Origin of the sequence: Bacteroides sp. B1-V-101 (assembly GCF_023656585.1) — a bacterium.
In the GTDB taxonomy this organism is placed as follows: domain Bacteria; phylum Bacteroidota; class Bacteroidia; order Bacteroidales; family Bacteroidaceae; genus Bacteroides; species Bacteroides thetaiotaomicron.
This window is the reverse complement of record NZ_JAMOKH010000016.1, coordinates 38,222-58,250: the sequence shown is the minus strand read 5'-3', so window position 1 is coordinate 58,250 and position 20,029 is coordinate 38,222. Positions and strand designations below refer to the sequence as shown.

Genomic DNA, 20,029 nt, shown 5'->3' with positions numbered 1-20,029 from the left:
AAAAATGAAAAAGAAATGCATGATACTTTTGGGTGCCTTGTCATTGGCAAGCAGCACCTTTGCCCAAACTTGGATATGGTATCCGGGGGACTATGAAATCTGGTTGGGCAACCAGATGAACAACCGACGTACGGAACGTGGTGCTTTTTTTCCTCCTTTTTGGAAAACAGACAGTCATTATGTAGTCGTAGAGTTCAGCAAAGTATTGAATCTTTCCGAACCAGAAGAAGTGTTTATTGCTGCCGAGGGAACATATAATGTGAAGCTGGACGGGAAACTTCAGTTCGGAATGCCTGAAACCTTGCTGCTTCCGGCAGGAAAACATAGCCTAAATATTAAAGTATGGAATCAGGCAACGCCTCCCACTATCTATGTGAAAGGAAAGACGGTAAACTCTGATTCGTCCTGGCGGGTAACTTATGAAGATAAGGAATGGATCGATGAAAGCGGTAAGGCTAGTGACACATCTGCCACCATCTATATGGATGCCGGATGCTGGAACTTTGACGGTGCCACTCAACGTCCTTCCCAATTCAGCCTGATGCGTGAACCTCAGCAACCTGTCGCTAAAACAGAACAACCGGAAGGAGGCATACTGTATGATTTTGGAAAAGAAACTTTCGGATTTATCACATTAAAGAACCTTTCGGGCAAGGGAAAGATTGACCTCTATTATGGTGAAAGTCCGGAAGAAGCGAAAGACAAAGCATATTGCGAAACATTGGATAAACTCCTGCTGGAGCCGGGACAGATCACTGATCTCGCTATCCGCAGCACATCTCCTTTGCATCATTCTGATAATGAATATACGCTGGAGAACAGCAAAGCATTCCGCTATGTATACATCACTCACGAACCGGAAGTACAGATTGGTGAAGTATCTATGCAATATGAATATCTTCCCGAAGAATATCGTGGTAACTTCCGTTGTAACGACGAGGAACTGAACTGTATCTGGGAGGTGGGAGCATACACGATGCATCTTACTACACGCGAGTTTTTTATAGACGGTATCAAGCGCGACCGTTGGGTATGGAGTGGCGATGCCATCCAAAGTTATCTGATGAATTATTATCTGTTCTTTGACAGTGAGTCCGTGAAGCGTACCATCTGGTTACTTCGTGGAAAAGATCCGGTGACCAGCCATAGTAACACCATTATGGATTACACTTTCTACTGGTTCTTAAGCGTATATGATTATTATATGTATAGCGGTGACCGGCATTTCGTCAACCAGCTATATCCACGTATGCAAACAATGATGGATTATGTATTGGGACGTACGAATAAGAATGGTATGGTGGAAGGAATGTCCGGCGACTGGGTATTTGTGGACTGGGCGGATGGCTATTTAGACAAAAAGGGAGAACTTTCTTTCGAACAGGTTTTGTTTTGCCGGAGTCTGGAGACGATGGCACTTTGTGCAGATTTAGTCGGAGATAAGGACGGACAACAAAAATATGAGAAGTTAGCTTCTGCGTTAAAAGCAAAATTAGAGCCGACTTTCTGGAATAATCAGAAACAGGCATTTGTGCACAATTGTGTGGATGGACGTCAGAGTGATGCCGTAACCCGATACGCTAATATGTTCTCTGTTTTCTTTGATTATCTGAATGCGGATAAGCAGCAGGCCATTAAACAGTCCGTTCTCCTGAATGATGAGATTCTGAAAATAACAACGCCTTATATGCGTTTTTACGAACTGGAAGCCCTTTGTGCTCTTGGTGAGCAGGAGACTGTAATGAAAGAAATGAAAGCTTACTGGGGTGGAATGTTGAAAGCAGGAGCAACCTCTTTTTGGGAGAAATATAATCCGGAGGAAAGCGGAACACAGCATCTTGCCATGTATGGCCGCCCATACGGAAAGAGCTTGTGCCACGCTTGGGGAGCAAGTCCTATTTATCTGCTGGGTAAATACTATTTGGGAGTCAAACCAACGAAAGAGGGTTATAAAGAGTTTGCTGTCAGTCCGGTATTGGGAGGTTTGAAATGGATGGAAGGTACCGTACCTACTCCGAACGGAGACATTCATGTCTACATGGATAATAAAACCATTAAAGTGAAGGCCACGGAAGGAAAAGGTTATCTGACCATCCAGAGTCGCCGTCAGCCAAAAGCCAATATGGGAACTGTGGAGAAGGTTTCGGAAGGTGTATGGCGCCTTTGGATTGATTCTCCGGAAGAAAGGATTGTTACCTATCGTTTGTAGTCAGAGATTCAGATTGAAATAAGGCCTCCGGTTGTATTGCTATAGCGGCAATAGGCCGGAGGTCTTTCTATCTGTGCATTATCGCACTCTTTTTGTGCGTATATGCACAAAAAGAATATATGCTGATAAATCCAAATCACTAGTATATAACGCTTTATGTTTTGGCACAGGATTTGAAGTATTCTTCTGCAAACAACAGAATATAATGAAAACACTAAAGTATGCATGGCGTTTCCTTGTGCGCTCCAAATCATATACAGTCATTAATATTGTCGGCTTGTCATTAAGTCTGGCGTGTACAATCATACTGGTACGTTATATTCATCAGGAGACACGAGTAAATACTCATTGCATAGATGCTGAAAATGTATATATACCGCTTCGGGATATTGATGGGAATGTATATGCAGGTAGTGTATCAGATGGATATAGTGGAGCAGATACAGTTTTCTATTCTCCGGAAGCTGTGAAGGAAAAGGCCCGTTTTGTAACTTTCAGCAATGATAATGTTGCCATAAATGGAAAGCCGTATACCGTACAATTATTAGCGGCAGATACCGCTTTCTTTCATTTCTTCACGTATCCCCTCAGTGGTACACCAATGAAAGCTCCCAATGATGTACTTGTTACCCGCCAGTTTGCCGAGCGTGTATTTGGAAAGGAAAATCCAATTGGAGAAAAACTAAGTTATTCCGGTGGTCATCTTCTCACTGTCTGTGGTGTATTGGATGAACCGGCATGTAAATCCTCGTTAACATTTGACATCGTTTTAAACCTCGAACTCAAGAATGGAGAAAGAGGATGGGGAAAGATGCTGGTTGAACTTATCCGTTTTATGCCGGGAGTGGATGTAGATGCTATTAACGCTATTAGTAATATCTACCGTCAAGCTGATGGCGGTTACCGTATACGTTATGATTTTATTCCTGTCAGTGAGCTTTATTGGAATAAGATATTAGCAGCAAAAGCCGATGCTCCGGAAATGTGGCATTACAGCAGTCGATTTCATTTATGGGTACTGTCCTGTGTATGCCTGTTGCTTCTTTTGGCCGGCATTCTCAATTTCGTCAATATCTATTTGGTTTTTATGCTAAAGCGTTCCAAGGAGTATGGCATCAGGAAAGTATTTGGCATGAGAGGTCGTACACTTTTTCTTCAGTTATGGACAGAGAATGTCTTGATGGTACTCATCGCTTTATTTTTCGCATGGTTCTTTATAGAGATGTTTTCAGGATATGCCAATCGTTTGCTGGAAAGCAACGTTATGTATACAGCTTTCGATTGGCAGCTCTCTTTGGCAATATTTATATTGTTGCCACTGTTGACAACGATTTATCCTTATCTTAAATACAATTATTTGCCTCCGGTCGTGTCTATAAGTACGATTGGTACTTCACGTCAGTCAGTGAAAACACGCACCCTTTTCTTATTTGTGCAATATAGTATCACTCTTTTACTGATCATCTTATCGTTGTATTTTAGTAATCATCTTCATTTCCTGCTGAATACACCTCCGGGTTTCAGAACCGAAGGAATTTTATATGCTGATCTGATGCCAAAGCTTCCTAACCAATGGTGGGAGGATAGTCAGGAAATACAAAATAAGCGGTGGCATGACAGAGAAGTTATGGAACAGAAGCTGAATGAATGCCCATATATCGAACACTGGTTTGCCGGAGATACTGGTCGCGAAGGCATTTTATCGGCTGGTAGCATGTCAAGTATGATAAATGATAAGGGAGGAAAGTTAAATATGGCAATGATGTGGGTAACAGTGGATTTCTTTAAGTTATATGGATTACATATAGTTGATGGTTCATTGCCCGATGAAGTAAATGGACATGCCGATTATCTGGTAGCTATGAACAAAGCGGCATTAAAAGCTTTTGGTTATACCCGTCGGGAAGATGCATTCGTCAAAGGTGAAAGTTCACTTTGGAGTTCTATATCTAATGGTAAAATAGTAGAAGGTGGATTGTCATTGATGCCTGTACAGGCTATTATTGCAGATTATTACTCTGGACATTTGACTGCTGGTAAAAAGCCGATTATATATATGATATCCAGCGCAGGAATTAATGCCCAGTGTCAAATATCCTGTGTGCCGGGAAAAGAAAAACAATTAGTTGATTATCTTAAGAAATGCAGGGAAGACATATATAACTCTAATGAATTCGATTATCATTGGCTGAAAGATGATATAAAAGCGTTGTATCAGGACGACCGCCGCATTGCAACCGTCTTCACCCTTTTTGCCACTATCTCTATATTTGTTTCCGCTTTGGGATTATTTGGTCTTTCGTTATTTGATATCCGCCAGCGATATCGGGAAGTAGCCATCCGGAAAGTGAATGGTGCCCGGCTCAGGAATCTTTATTCCATCCTGTTCCGCAAATATATATGGATTATAGGCGGTGCAACATTACTCACGATGCCATTATCATACTATCTGATATACATATATACATCAGATTTTGTGGTCAAAACTCCGGTAAGCATTTCTATTTTTGTGATAGCTTTGTTGGTTGTCGTAGCTATTTCCGCAGGTACATTGTTCTGGCAAGTGAATAAGGCGGCACGAATTAATCCTGCGGAGATTATAAAGACGGAATAAATCTGAATGGATGTATGAAAGAAGCATGGAGGAGTTGACAAACCACTTTTAATGTTGTATCTTTGTAAGTGAAAACCGGAAGTAAATTCGATAACATTGATAATATAGACGAAAAAATGAGCAATAATAAGTATAATATAATAACAGTTTGCAGGCATTCCCACTCCGGATAATGCTTGTTAGATAGTCTGACACAAGCTAAGGGCTGCGATTCTTTATGGGAATTGCAGCCCTTTTTGTTGCTTAAAATTGATATTCCTTGCAGTAAGATCGAAATTCGAGTTTATAATAAACTGGAAGGACGTTTATAATAAACGATGAAAGAATTTATTAATAAATGACTGGAAGTTACTGTATCATTAGTCAATGTCTTTCGTATAGATGTTGGTGCTGATTTTGAAAAGTTCTGTATCTTCTAAGTGAATCGATAAATTATTGATACATTACTCCCTTTCTCTTTTTATGTCATTGCACTGAATACCTTACGATGAATGCTTTCTTAAATCTATGTGATACAACACGTGTCTATGTAACGGATGCTCAGCCGGAACAAGCGGATGACCAAATTCTCTAACCCGTTCCATCCCTATTTTCTGCATCACCCTTTCCGAACGTTGGTTGGGAAGAGAAGTAAACGAGAACAATTCTTTGATATCTAAACTCTTACGAGCATACTCCAAACAAGCGGTTGCTGCTTCCGGAGCATAACCACGTCCCCAATATTCGTGCGCCAATCGCCAGCCGATTTCTATACCCGGAGCAAAATCAACGTCAAATGTGATCTGATGCAGTCCGGTATATCCCATAAAAGCATGATCTTCTTTACGTTCTACAGCATACAAGCCAAAGCCACAGGTCTGAAACTCATTTTGGATACGGTGATAAAAAGCAAGTGATTCTTCCGGAGTCAGCGGATGGAGAAAAAATTCCATAACATGAGGGTCGGCGTTCATGCGGGCAAAAGCCGGAATATCTTCTTCCTTCCAATCGCGGAGAATTAAACGGGATGTTTCTATGTAAGTCTGCATAATAATGGTAATAAATGAAGTGCAAAGATATACCTTTTTTCACTCATTTGTGTGGTAAGGAAGTGTAAACCAAAAACAGGAGCCTGCTCCTTCAGTTGAATCTACCCCGATTTCTCCTTCCATCTGTGTAATGATGCTTTTACAGATAGAAAGTCCCAGTCCCGTTCCCTGGACAAAATTGTTCAGTTTTACAAAACGTTCGAATACGCTGTTTATCTTGCTGGCAGGGATTCCAACGCCTGTATCGCGCACATAGAACCTTATTTTCTGAGAAGATATCTGTTCGTATCCCAAAGCGATAGTCCCCTCATGGGTGAACTTTAGTGCATTATTTATAAAGTTAGTGATCACCTGCATAAACCGGTTCTTATCTGTATAGATATGGCATTCGGGGATTTGCTTTTCAAAAAGGAGCTTGATATTTCCTTTCACTTTCATACCAGTGGACTTGATAATTTCAGAGCAGACCTCATTTACATCCAAGTCGGCATATACAAAGTTGAATGTTCCTGCCTCTATCTTCGCAAGATCGAGAATGTCAGATATCAGTCGCAAGAGAAGGTCATTATTATCCTGTACAATCTTGATATAGTCCTGACATTCTTCCTTGCTTTCGGTTTCTGCCAACAGGCTGGAAAAGCCGACAATCGCATTCAGCGGAGTACGGATTTCGTGACTCATATTAGCCAGAAAAGCTGATTTCAGACGGTCCAGTTCTTCCGCTTTATCACGGGCGATAATCAGTTTCTGTTCAGTCTCTTTCAGAGTGGTAATATCATAATTGATACACAGCATTTCGATAATGCCTTCCTCCGGACGATAATCTCTGACCATAACATTGATACTGGTCCATGTATATTTCCCGTTCTCTCTGCTAACACGGACTTCTTTCCGCAAACTGGTAGCTTTCCCTTCTTTGACTCCTCGGACAAAACTCTTCAGAACCGCCTGATCTTCAGGATGTACATGTGAGTATACTCCAATTACTTCAGTCATAGGAGTCCCATCTTTTTCACCTAAATTCCGATACCATGTATCTTGGGCATAGCCATCTCTGGTCAGTATATTGAAGTGTGCAAACCCCACATTGGCATAATCACCAATCAGGAGAAACAGATTCTCAAATTCTTGTATCTTGGTGTATGCATTGGTGGTTTCTGTTGTATCTATATTGATAAACAGATAGTTGATGAACTGATTCTGAGAGTCATAAAGCGTAGTTACTTTCGTAGTGAGGTTAATGACTCCTTTCCGTTGAGTTTCTATATATTTATTTACTTTGGAGAAATCATAATTGATTGAAAAGTCTACATCATTCCGCGCCCTTAGCTTCTCTTTTATTTCTTGCGGAATATTGGGATTGTCAAACAGATTGATCCCCAAGACCTCATTTTTATCAGTTAAGCCGAATATTTCCAGTTCTTTATCATTGATATCAATCAGATAACCGTCTTTATCGTAAAGTTCGATACCAGCCGGCAGATTCTTATAGATATTACGGAGAATCTTTTCTCTATGATCCAGTGCCAGTCGGTCTTCCTTCGCTTGAAGTTCGGACTTGCGCAGTTCTATGTATATACTGATAATGTTTGCCAATGAAGAAAACCACTGAAGATCTACATTACTCCAACTGCGATAAGCCTTCACCATATCAATGCCCATATATCCCCATATTTTGTCTTTGGATATGAGCGGAACTGCCATTAGTGACTTAATATTCTGTGATTCGAGCAGCTTGCGGTATTCCTGAGCCTCTTGGGGCATATCGTCCAAAGTATTCAGAATAATGGACTTCCTGTTTGAAATCTGCCTGTTCCACCAAAAAGATTCATCCCAAAGTATATCCTGCAGATTATCCCGCTCTTCGGATACCCCTTCCGCCGTAGCTTCATACATGCAATTCTGAACCCTTTTCTTTCTGTCTATTTCGACGATATAGGTACGGTCTCCTCCGAACTGTTTAAGCAGGTCACCTAATATTTGATTGATTATCTCCGCGATATTATCGGATTGCAGAAAAGCGAGCAATGAATAGGAGATGCTGTTTTGCTGATAAAGCAGACTGTTTACATGAAAGAAGTCGATGTTTCCGCATCTGTTTTCCGCAGGTTTGTCCACGTATTGCAAATAACCGAATATGTCTCTGTATCCTTCTTTATCAGGTTTTCTGAAACTGATCTTGGAATATACCCATATTTCTCCGTTTTTAGCTTGGATAGGGAACATTTGCTCATAAGTTTCAAGATTTGAATGAGAGATAAATTCGTTTCTGAGACGCGTGCGGTGATCTTCGCGTATCCTGTGATGAAACTCTTGAAAGCTGATCCGATGGCTTTCAAGTCCTAACAGATCAACGATAAAATCAGAGCAAATATACTGTTGATTTTTTACATCAGACTCCCACCATCCCATTTTCGCCATTTGAGTAATTTGTTGAAATCGTTCACAGTCCAAATTCAATTGCCCTTCCATATTGTTTGCTCTTGTTTTCTTTTTTTATTATAGAATACTGTCCGGCAAATATAGATATTATTTTAAAGAATAAAGGGGATTACAGATGTTTTGGATGAATAATGTGGTAATATGGTATCAAAAAGTGGAAGAGTGGATAAATGAGTACAAACAAGGACTTACTTCGTCTTTCTTTTATAAAAGGACGAAATTATACATTTTATAATATACATCAGAAGAATGAAAAATACCAAATTGTTCATGTTTGCGGCATGCACCCTTTTCTTAGCTGCGTGTGGTAAGCAAACCGTGAAAATAATGACTCCGCCGGATGCGTCAAATCGTATTCTGTTCAGTGCGGAACAGTTACAGTCTACCCTGAATAAAGCCGGTTATCAGGTAATGATGCAACAAGGGGATACCACATTCTCCGATCCTGAAATAAAGACGATTCTGCTGACGGAAGTGAATGATACGACGCTTAAGAAAGAAGGCTTTCATATTACGACTGCCGGTAATCTGACAAGAGTATGCGGCAGAGACGGAAGCGGAGTGATCTACGGAAGTCGCGAACTGATAGACCGTGTGAACGACTCTGATGGCAAGCTTGACTTTCCGGAAGAGTTGAAAGATGGTCCGGAAATGGTGCTCCGCGGTGCTTGTGTCGGTCTGCAGAAAATGACTTACCTGCCGGGACACGGTGTGTATGAGTATCCGTATACTCCGGAAAGTTTCCCTTGGTTTTATGATAAGGAACAATGGATTAAATACCTCGATATGCTGGTAGCCAACCGCATGAATTCCCTGTATCTCTGGAATGGTCATCCGTTTGCATCGTTGGTCAAACTGGAAGATTATCCGTTTGCGCTGGAAGTAGACGAAGAGACGTTCAAGAAGAATGAAGAGATGTTTTCTTTCCTTACGGAAGAAGCGGACAAGCGTGGTATCTTCGTGATACAGATGTTCTACAATATCATCCTTTCCAAACCATTTGCAGAGCATTATGGACTGAAAACGCAGGACCGTAACCGTCCCATCACCCCTCTGATTGCAGACTATACCCGTAAAAGTATTGCCGCATTTATAGAGAAATATCCGAATGTGGGACTGCTGGTTTGCCTGGGAGAAGCCATGTGTACGGTAGAAGATGATGTGGAATGGTTCACAAAGACCATCATTCCGGGTGTAAAAGACGGATTACAGGCATTGGGACGTACCGACGAACCGCCTCTTTTGCTGCGCGCACACGATACGGACTGCAAACTGGTAATGGATGCGGCATTGCCGATATATAAGAATCTTTATACGATGCATAAGTATAATGGTGAATCACTGACAACTTACGAGCCTCGTGGCCCCTGGTCGAAGATTCATACGGATTTGAGCTCTTTAGGATCTATTCATATCAGTAATGTACATATCCTAGCAAATCTGGAACCATTCCGTTGGGGCTCTCCGGACTTCGTACAGAAGGCGGTACAAGCGATGTACAACGTGCACGGTGCCAATGCACTGCACCTTTATCCGCAGGCTTCTTACTGGGATTGGCCGTATACAGCCGACAAACTGCCGAATGGCGAACGGGAATTCCAACTGGACCGCGACTGGATCTGGTATCAGACCTGGGGACGTTATGCATGGAACAGCCATCGGGATCGTGCTGACGAGATCGGTTACTGGAATCATCAACTGGGACAGTTCTACGGAACATCCGACGAGAATGCAGGCAATATTCGCATTGCTTATGAAGAAAGCGGAGAAATTGCCCCGAAGTTATTACGTCGTTTTGGTATCACAGAAGGAAACCGTCAGACGTTATTGTTGGGGATGTTTATGAGCCAGCTTGTCAATCCGTACAAATATACCATCTATCCGGGATTCTATGAAAGCTGCGGACCGGAAGGCGAGAAGCTGATCGAATTTGTAGAGAAAGAATGGAAGAATCAGCCTCATGTAGGTGAGATGCCGCTGGATATTGTCGCTCAGGTGATTGAACACGGTGATAAGGCAATAGCGGCGATTGACAAGGCAGCCGGTTCCATCTCCTCCAACAAAGAAGAATTCGCACGTTTGCAGAATGATATGCATTGTTACCGTGAGTTTGCCTATGCGTTTAATCTGAAAGTGAAAGCTGCGAAACTGGTATTGGACTATCAGTGGGGAAAAGACATGAAGAATCTGGAAGAAGCTATCCCTCTGATGGAACAAAGTCTGGAACATTACCGCAAACTGGTGGAACTGACAGACGAGCATTATTTATATGCCAACAGTATGCAGACTGCCCAGCGCCGTATTCCTATCGGCGGGGACGATGGCCATAATAAGACATGGAAAGAACTGCTGGTACACTACGAAAAAGAATTGGAGAACTTCAAGGCGAACCTTGCCATGCTGAAAGAAAAGCAAAATGGCAATGCGGTGACTGAAACGGTAGAGATCGCTGCCTGGGCTCCTGCGGATGTGAACTTAATATCGAATTATCCGACAGTGAAACTGAATGAAGGAACTTCCTTGTTCACGGATCTTCCGGGCAAAATAGAAGCAATAGCTCCTGAACTGAAGGGAATGAAGGCATTCCGCTTTAATGGAAATGAACAACGGGAAAAAGGAACAAGCATTACTTTTGAAACAAATGCTCCGGTGAAACTATTAGTAGCCTACTTTAAAGACGACCAGAAGAAGTATGCCAAAGCTCCGAAGCTGGAGATTGATGCATCTGCCAACGATTACGGTCAGGCGGAACCTGTACTGACCAATGCAATCCATATCAATGGAATGCCATTAGCAAATGTACACGCATATAGCTTTCCGGCAGGAAAACATACGTTGATGTTGCCCAAAGGCTACCTTCAGGTCCTTGGATTTACGACTGCGGATATGAAAGTTCGTAATACCGGACTTGCCGGAGACGAAGAAACGATGGACTGGTTGTTTTACTAATGAACGATTGCTGTAAGCTGCTATTTAGTTTCAAGGCTTGAAACTATTGGTTTCTCTCTTTGAAACTATTAGTATCATGCCTTGAAACCATTTGTTCCAAAGCTTGAAACAAATAGCGGCAACTCAACAAAAAGATGATAGACAAAAGTATAATGAAGAAGTTATTACTGACATTTTTAAGTATAGCTGCCGTATGCTCACTGTATGCCCAACGTAAAGTCACGCAGGAACGGATGGAGCAGATTTATGAAGAGGTAAAGACGCCCTATAAGTACGGACTTGCTGTTGCCCCGACCGACAATTATCATAAGATTGATTGTCCTACTGTCTTTCGTCAGGGAGACAAGTGGCTGATGACTTATGTCGTTTATAATGGTAAAACCGGAACGGATGGCCGTGGATACGAAACCTGGATTGCAGAAAGTGATAATCTGCTTGATTGGCGTACCTTAGGACGTGTACTTTCTTATCGGGATGGTAAATGGGATTGTAATCAGCGTGGAGGATTCCCCGCGCTGCCGGATATGGAGTGGGGTGGAAGCTACGAACTTCAGACCTACAAAGGCCGCCACTGGATGACTTATATCGGTGGAGAAGGTACAGGTTATGAAGCTGTAAAAGCACCACTCTTTGTCGGACTGGCATCTACCAAAGGAGATATTTCCACCGCTCATGAATGGGAATCTCTGGACAAGCCAATTCTGAGCATCCATGATAAAGATGCGCAGTGGTGGGAAAAGTTGACTCAATATAAAAGTACCGTTTACTGGGATAAAGACAAAACATTGGGTGCTCCGTTTGTGATGTTTTACAATGCGGGAGGACGTCATCCGGAAACTGATTTAAAGGGTGAACGGGTAGGAATCGCACTGTCCAAGGATATGAAAACCTGGAAACGTTATCCCGGCAATCCAGTCTTTGCACACGAAGCGGACGGAACAATCACTGGTGATGCTCATATTCAGAAGATGGGTGACGTGTACGTGATGTTTTATTTCTCAGCCTTTGAGCCGTCACGCAAGTATAAAGCCTTTAATACGTTTGCTGCCAGTTATGATCTCGTTAACTGGACAGACTGGCATGGAACTGATTTGATTATTCCTTCCAAGAATTACGACGAATTATTTGCGCACAAAAGCTATGTGATCAAACACGACGGAGTAGTTTATCATTTCTACTGCGCGGTGAACAATGCCGAACAGCGTGGTATCGCTGTTGCTACAAGTAAGCCGATGGGACGCTCTGCCGTTCGCTTCCCGAAGCCGGAAACGAAGAATCGCCGGATGATCACTGAACTGAATGAAGGCTGGAAAACCTGGTTAATTGACAATTCACAATTGACAATTGACAATTCAAAAGGCAATCACCAATCCCCGATTATTAATTGTCAAATACCTCATAATTGGGATGACTATTACGGTTATCGCCAACTGACTCATGGCAACCTGCACGGAACAGCCATGTATGTGAAAGACTTCTCCCTCGATAATTGTCCATTGTCAACTGTCAATTCTCAATTAAAGAAGCGTTATTTCCTCCGTTTTGAGGGGGTAGGTACGTATGCTACTATTAAAGTGAACGGACATGATTTCGGACGTTATCCGGTAGGACGTACCACGTTGACACAGGATGTGACCGATGCATTGAAACAAGGAATGAATCGTCTGGAAGTAAAAGTAGAGCATCCGGAAATGATAGCCGATATGCCGTGGGTATGTGGTGGCTGTTCGTCGGAGTGGGGATTCAGTGAGGGATCTCAGCCGTTAGGTATATTCCGTCCAGTGGTGCTGGAGACCACAGATGAGATCCGTATTGAACCCTTCGGAGTACACATCTGGAATGACGAAAAGGCGGCTAATGTCTTTGTCGAAACAGAAGTAAAGAACTATGGCAAGACTGCGGAGACAATAGAAGTAGTCAATAAGTTGAGCAATGCGGACGGTAAACAAGTGTTCCGTCTCGTAGAGGAGGTAACATTGGCTCCGGGAGAGATGAAGGTGATTCGCCAACAGTCTCCTGTAGAGAATCCAGTTTTATGGGATACGGAGAATCCCTATCTTTATAAATTGGCAAGTATGATTAAGCGTGATACCAAAACAACGGACGAGATCTCTACGCCTTTCGGTATCCGTACAATCAGTTGGCCGGTAAAGAGGAATGACGAAGATGGGCGTTTCTATCTGAATGGAAAGCCTGTCTTTATCAATGGTGTATGCGAGTATGAGCATCAGTTCGGGCAAAGTCATGCCTTCAGTCGGGAGCAGGTAGCTGCGAGAGTGAAACAAATGCGTGCGGCAGGCTTCAACGCTTTCCGTGATGCCCATCAGCCCCATCATCTCGATTATCAGAAATATTGGGACGAAGAAGGCGTCTTGTTCTGGACACAACTTTCTGCCCATGTATGGTATGACACACCGGAGTTTCGAGAGAACTTTAAAAAGCTGCTTCGTCAATGGGTGAAGGAGCGACGTAATTCTCCGTCAGTAGTGATATGGGGATTACAGAATGAAAGTACATTGCCTCGTGAATTTGCACAGGAATGCAGTGAAATCATTCGCGAAATGGACCCGACAGCACGTACGATGCGTATCATCACCACCTGTAACGGCGGTGAAGGAACCGACTGGAATGTAATTCAGAATTGGAGCGGCACGTATGGAGGAGACGTTACGAAATACGGAAAGGAACTTTCGCAGAAGAACCAGTTGCTGAATGGAGAATACGGTGCATGGAGAAGTATTGATCTGCATACGGAACCCGGCGAATTTGAAGTGAATGGAGTATGGAGCGAAAGTCGTATGTGCCAGTTGATGGAAACAAAGATTCGTCTGGCGGAACAGGCCAAAGACAGTGTTTGCGGACAGTTCCAATGGATTTTCAGCAGCCACGACAATCCCGGACGTCGCCAGCCGGATGAAGCATTCCGGAAAATAGATAAAGTAGGTCCGTTCAACTATAAAGGACTGGTGACTCCGTGGGAAGAACCACTGGATGTATATTATATGTATCGTGCCAACTATGTGCCGGCGGCAAAGGACCCGATGGTATACCTGGTATCACATACCTGGGCGGATCGTTTTGAGAAAGGACGTCGTCGGGCTACTATCGAGGCTTACAGCAATTGTGATTCCGTATTGCTTTATAACGACATGATCAATGACAAAGTGACTTATCTGGGACGCAAAAAGAATAATGGAACAGGCACCCACTTCATGTGGGAGAATCGGGATATTCGTTATAATGTACTTCGTGCTGTAGGATATTACAAAGGGAAGCCGGTTGCCGAAGACATAATTGTACTCAACGGACTGGAGCAAGCTCCCCACTTTGACGTACTGTATCAGAATGCGAAACCTGTATTGAAAGGGGAAGATGGATATAATTACCTGTACCGTATTAACTGTGGAGGAGACGACTATACAGATAGTTTCGGTCAGTTATGGATGCAGGATAATACCCATTATTCCCGTTCATGGGCAGCGAACTTTAAAGAATTGAATCCATACCTTGCCAGTCAGCGCACGACGAATGATCCGATTCGGGGAAGCCGTGACTGGAAGTTGTTCCAGCACTTCCGTTTTGGACGTCATCAACTGGAGTACAAATTCCCGGTAGCTGACGGAACATATCGGATTGAACTCTATTTCACAGAGCCTTGGCATGGGACGGGAGGCAGTGCTTCCACCGACTGCGAGGGGTTGCGCATCTTCGATGTGGCAGTAAATGATTCGGTAGTATTGGATGATCTTGATATTTGGGCAGAGAGTGGTCACGACGGAGTATGCAAGAAAGTAGTGTACGCTACAGTAAAAGGTGGAGTACTGAAGATTCATTTCCCGGAAGTGAAAGCAGGACAGGGGCTGATTTCAGGTATTGCCATTGCTTCTGTTGATTCGAATCTGCAACCTACTGTATTCCCCGCATCCGACTGGAGTTGGGAAAAGGCCGGCAAAGAAGTCATGGAAAAAACTCCGAAAGAGTTGCTTCCCGAAGACAAGAATGCCCGTGTCAGTGTAGCGTATGAAGCTGAAACGGCAACCCTGAAAGGCAAGTTCCGGAAGAAAGAACATCGCAAGCAAACGGGAGTATTCTTTGATAAAGGAAAAGGTAACAGTATTGAATGGAATATCTCTACCGGACTGGCACAGGTTTATGCCCTTCGCTTTAAATATATGAATACTACCGGAAAACCAATGCCTGTTTTAATGAAGTTCATCGATTCAAAGGGAGTAGTGCTCAAAGAAGACATTCTGACCTTCCCGGAAACACCGGACAAATGGAAGATGATGAGTACCACCACCGGAACTTTTATCAACGCCGGACATTATAAAGTATTACTTTCAGCGGAAAATATGGACGGTCTGGCTTTTGATGCCTTGGATATTCAATAAATCTGTTAGCAGACTGAACTTTTGCAATAGTAGTTAAAAAGCGGGACGCAAAGAAGCTTGTATAGCTTTCTGCATCCCGTTTCTTATTTTGAAACCTTTTTCCTATAAATAGAATATATATGTTATTTTTTTATGATTCGATAGTCAGATTTTAATTATTTCGAGCGTAGATTTTAAATAATCTCTATATTTGAAGTAAAAAACAAAATAACGATGGAAAGCGATATACCGAGGTACGATTTAACAGTTGATTATATAGTGGGAGAAGGATTTGGGATAAACTTACTGAATGGGTATAAGAATTTTCATTGTAAAATAGAGGCAGGATTCTTCATACTTTGTGTGAAAGGGACAATACAGGCAACAATTAATGGAGAACGATATAATATTGTCGAAAATGATTTAATCACTCTGCCACCTAATTATTTCATGGAAATTCATGAGTTTTCATCTGATATTCATATTTATTATGCAGGCTTTTCATCTCAGTTCATAGAAAATATAAATCTGATGAAGTCCACCCAGCATCTGCTTCCGATAATAGTAGAAAATCCGGTTATCAATTTGTCTCCATTGCAAGCCTGTAGCTATAAGATGTTTTATGAGTCATTGATTCTTGCGTATGCTTCTGCCAAGACATTGGCCAATAAAGAAATCGTAAAGGCTGTACTCACTATGTTTATTCAGGGGGCAACAGAGATTTATAAGCTACAGAGCAATCGGTATTTATCTACTCAATCAAGAAAATATGAGATATATCAGGAGTTTCTGCAACTGGTCATGAAGAATTATACAGTTCATCATGGTGCCTCTTTTTATGCTGATCATTTGGGACTTAGTCTGCCTCATTTTTGTTCAACAATTAAAAAGGCAGCGGGGAATACCCCGCTGGAAGTCATTGCTTCTGTCATTCTGATGGATGCTAAGTCTCGTTTAAAGTCAAGTAATGAACCTGTGAAGAATATCGCTTTGTCTTTGGGATTCAATAATATCTCTTTCTTCAATAAATTCTTTAAGCAGCATACCGGTGTCACTCCGCAGGAATACAGAGGACATTAATCTTCTGTCTGCCTTTCAAATGGAAGAGTAACGATAAACCGGCTGCCTTTTCCCATTTCAGACTCTACAGAGATGTCTCCTTGCAAATGTTCCACAATCGTTTTGCAGATAGAAAGTCCCAGGCCGGTTCCTTGTTTAAAAGTATCTACTTTATAAAAACGGTCGAATATTTCTTTTTGGCATTCTTGAGGAATCCCCGAACCGGTATCTTCCACAAAGATATTCACAGAGTCTGCATTGACTGGATCAACCGCATAACCAAAATGAATATACCCTTTTTCGGTAAATTTACGGGCGTTATTAATAAAGTTACATATGACTTGTTTCAGACGTGTAGCATCTGTGTTAATATAGACATCTTCATTGGGTAATGATGCTCTGATCTCTATTTCCGATATAGGTTTCATTGCCTGTTCTTTCTCTATATCCATCATGAGAGACTGGAGAGAACAGTCAGTAAAAGTAAATTTAATGGTATTTGATTCAATCTTGGATAAATCAAGTACATCATCAATCAGTCTTACCAAGTGTTCGCTGTTGATGCTGATTAGTCTCACAAAATCGGCACGTTCTTCTTCGCTTAATTCATCATACGTAGCACCAATTACATCAGAGAAGCCGACTATTGCATTTAGTGGTGTGCGAATCTCGTGGCTCATATTTGCCAGAAAAGCCATTTTGAGCCGGTCACTTTCTTCAGCTTTCTTACGTGCTTCGATTAAGGTATTCTCTATGTCCTTATATTCTTGAATACTCATACAGATACCGACCAACCGATAAGGGTGCCCCGAAATATTGGCAATATAAGTAGACTGTCCTTCAAACCATTCCCAAGTTCCGTCTCCACGATGCAAGCGGAAAGGGACAGACTTATCGAATGTTTCTATGCCACTAAGCTGTACAATAAAGGCGTCAGCCATAGCTTGCCGATCGTCCGGATGAATCATATTTACGTATTCCTCCATAGTCAGAGTGTTATTTTCTCCGGCCGAAATACCCAAATGTTCGAAATAACGGTTGTCAAGGGTAAACTCACTTCGGTTTATATCATAATACCACGGATATATCCTGGTTCTTTGTAAGGCTGTGTTCAGAATATACTCCTGTGTCAGTTCTACAGTGATATTACGAAAAAAGAATAATATCTTTTTCAGATTGCCATCTTCCTTGATCGTTGCAAAATCACCTCTGATCGGGAATTGTGTATAATCCACCTGTTCTTGCATGAAAGTATGTTCAGAAAGCGAATAAGTTTGTTCACCCTGACGAATCTTTTCTAAGATGACAGAAAGAATGTCTTCTTTATTATTTAATAATTTGAAAAGGATATTGGTTGGAAGAGGCATCATTGCATTGACTGATGAATGCACATGAAGTTCGGTCAGAGCTTGCCGGTTAAGCTGTATTACTTCTCCACTAATATTAAATATAATAACTCCGTCAGGTAAGATATCTAGCAACTCATCATTGTAAAGTGTTTGTTTATTCTCTTCCATTTCTTTTTATTTTTTAATGCAGAATATGAGATTAGTGATATGAATACATAACAAAGAAAACCATTTCCCGGAAGATAATACGATATTCATTTCTGTTTTTACTTCTGTCTGAAGGAGTATTTTAATTCGCAAGACCTTAATTGTTAAAACGATGTTTGCATTTTAATAATTGATATTCTTATTTTAATTATAACTTTTAGAATCGATTGATGAAATAAAAAAGAAGACTTCGGAATATGCAGCTATTTCGAAGTCTTCAATTGAATCTTTAATAAAGAAAAAAGAAGGATAGGTTTAGTTTCTTCTTTATTCTCTACTTAATAAGTTTTATCTCATTTATTTGCCAGTCTTTTTTGGCGGTTCCTTCCGTGAAGTTAAACGATTTTGTATCGGAAGGTAATGGTTCGAATGTGAGTGAGAACTCGGCTTCTCCGCTTTCGGGCAAAAAGAAATGTTCACCGGGAGTAATGCCTTCCGCTTTCTTCAAGGCATATGATACGCCTTTTGCGTCTGTTAACTTGGCATCTGTACTCACTTGTATCCAATATTTGGGTATGTAGTATGCATAGAAGTGAACGACTGTTGCCGTATCCGTCAATTCCACCTGCTTCACTTCAAGAATGTCGGTATTGGTTGATTTGTAAATTGGATGGTTAACGATCTTGGTGTTGGCTTTCCGAACGATACTCATTTCGCGCTTAGGTGTATCCAGGTATCTGCGCATTTTAAGTTTCAGGCTACCCTTGCCATATCCTGACCACATTTTCATGATTTTGCCTTCCGGAGAGATGAGAACATAGTTGGGAATACCATTGACATCATATACAGCGGACAATCCTGCATTTTGTTTCAGGTCACTCAGGTTTTGCCAGGTCATCTCATGTTGGGCAGAAGCAGCCTTCCATCTGTTTTTGGTATCCGAACTCAAACTGACAATCGTGAGTCGGTCTTTATATTGTTCCTGGATTTCTTTCATTTCGGGGAGTGCCATAATACAAGGTCCGCAACCGCTGCTCCAAAAGTCAAGAAGCATATATTTTCCCTTAAAGCCAGCCAGATGATGAATATTTCCGTCGAGGTCGAAAAGGTCGGTGTCTGCCATATCATCTCCTTCTTTCACTGTTTTGGGAGGGAAAAGATTGACTGTAATTTCCTGTCCTTTGATGGAAGCTTTCTGTTCTTCATTCAGTCTGTTATACAAAGCCAATGTTTCTTCTTTATAGGTAAACTTGGGATTGTACTTCACAGACATACTTAAACCGAACAGTTTATCCATCCAGATGTTAGAAACAGGGAGTTCCTGCATTAACTTAAGTTCCCGTTTTTTGATAATAGCTGATATGCTGTCCTCTTTTGCTTCTATTAAATCATATTCACTTTTAGAGGCCGCTTTTTTCTCTTTGATAGCCAGACGTTGGTATTCATCCCACAGGTCACGGGAGTTTTCAATAAATCGGTTATATTCCTGTTGTTCTTTTACCGGACTGTCTACTTTCCATGTATAAATCAGAGTATTGGTGCCTGTCACTTTTATTTGAGCGTCGGGAGTTGCATAAATCTCCAAAGACATCGAAGGAAAATCCGCTTCGCGGTTACACATAAGGGATAATTGATCCATACCGCTTTCTCCTGCATTTCGTTTGAAGAAGAACTTGCCATTACGTATCGTATCCGAAGCAACTACGCTTCCTACACGTCCGTCCGTTAAAAACAGGGAAACAAGAGTGCCGTCTTTCACTCCTTTTACATCACCTTCAATCGTATACTCATGCTGTGCGTGTGAAGCGAGACAACTGAATAAAAAGAGGCTGCTGAATAGTAGTTTTTTCATAATAAAAATA

General features: G+C 41.8%; 9 protein-coding genes. 5 read left to right on the top strand and 4 right to left on the bottom strand.

The features are described from left to right. The first annotated feature begins 4 nt into the window (after positions 1 to 4). Both NBH01_RS13730 and NBH01_RS13725 read left to right on the top strand, forming a co-directional pair. Positions 5 to 2,209 carry an alpha-L-rhamnosidase-related protein gene (locus tag NBH01_RS13730; protein ID WP_062695108.1) on the top strand — a complete coding sequence of 735 codons (2,205 nt, stop codon included), beginning with the start codon at positions 5 to 7 and terminating at the stop codon, positions 2,207 to 2,209. Positions 2,210 to 2,414: 205 nt separating this feature from the next. Then, entirely contained in the window at positions 2,415 to 4,823 is a 2,409-nt protein-coding gene (locus tag NBH01_RS13725) for an ABC transporter permease (RefSeq protein WP_011107560.1), read from the top strand. 482 nt (positions 4,824 to 5,305) lie between these two features. Here NBH01_RS13725 and NBH01_RS13720 read toward each other — a convergent pair whose 3' ends face one another. After that, positions 5,306 to 5,851: a GNAT family N-acetyltransferase gene (locus NBH01_RS13720; RefSeq protein ID WP_055217769.1), complete on the bottom strand. Its 546-nt coding sequence runs from the start codon at positions 5,849 to 5,851 to the stop codon at positions 5,306 to 5,308. A 39-nt stretch (positions 5,852 to 5,890) separates the two neighbouring features. Next, positions 5,891 to 8,323, bottom strand: a complete 2,433-nt coding sequence (locus NBH01_RS13715) for a sensor histidine kinase (protein WP_008765790.1) — start codon at positions 8,321 to 8,323, stop codon at positions 5,891 to 5,893. 219 nt (positions 8,324 to 8,542) lie between these two features. On the opposite strand from NBH01_RS13715, the gene NBH01_RS13710 reads away from it, so the two are divergent. The 3 genes from NBH01_RS13710 to NBH01_RS13700 all read left to right on the top strand — a co-directional run bounded on the left by NBH01_RS13710 (position 8,543) and on the right by NBH01_RS13700 (position 16,692). Next, positions 8,543 to 11,242: an alpha-d-galacturonidase gene (locus NBH01_RS13710; protein WP_250700155.1), complete on the top strand. Its 2,700-nt coding sequence runs from the start codon at positions 8,543 to 8,545 to the stop codon at positions 11,240 to 11,242. A 152-nt stretch (positions 11,243 to 11,394) separates the two neighbouring features. Continuing rightward, complete coding sequence (locus NBH01_RS13705; RefSeq protein WP_250700154.1) at positions 11,395 to 15,633, top strand: beta-d-glucuronidase/beta-L-arabinofuranosidase; 4,239 nt, start codon at positions 11,395 to 11,397, stop codon at positions 15,631 to 15,633. Positions 15,634 to 15,846: 213 nt separating this feature from the next. After that, positions 15,847 to 16,692, top strand: a complete 846-nt coding sequence (locus NBH01_RS13700) for a helix-turn-helix domain-containing protein (RefSeq protein WP_011107556.1) — start codon at positions 15,847 to 15,849, stop codon at positions 16,690 to 16,692. On the opposite strand, the gene NBH01_RS13695 is transcribed toward NBH01_RS13700, so the two are convergent. Then, on the bottom strand, positions 16,689 to 18,188 hold the full coding sequence (locus tag NBH01_RS13695; RefSeq protein WP_055217780.1) for a sensor histidine kinase: 1,500 nt from the start codon (positions 18,186 to 18,188) through the stop codon (positions 16,689 to 16,691). The genes NBH01_RS13700 and NBH01_RS13695 overlap by 4 nt on opposite strands. A gap of 313 nt (positions 18,189 to 18,501) precedes the next feature. Beyond that, positions 18,502 to 20,019: a TlpA disulfide reductase family protein gene (locus tag NBH01_RS13690; RefSeq protein ID WP_151209359.1), complete on the bottom strand. Its 1,518-nt coding sequence runs from the start codon at positions 20,017 to 20,019 to the stop codon at positions 18,502 to 18,504. Positions 20,020 to 20,029 lie beyond the last annotated feature (10 nt).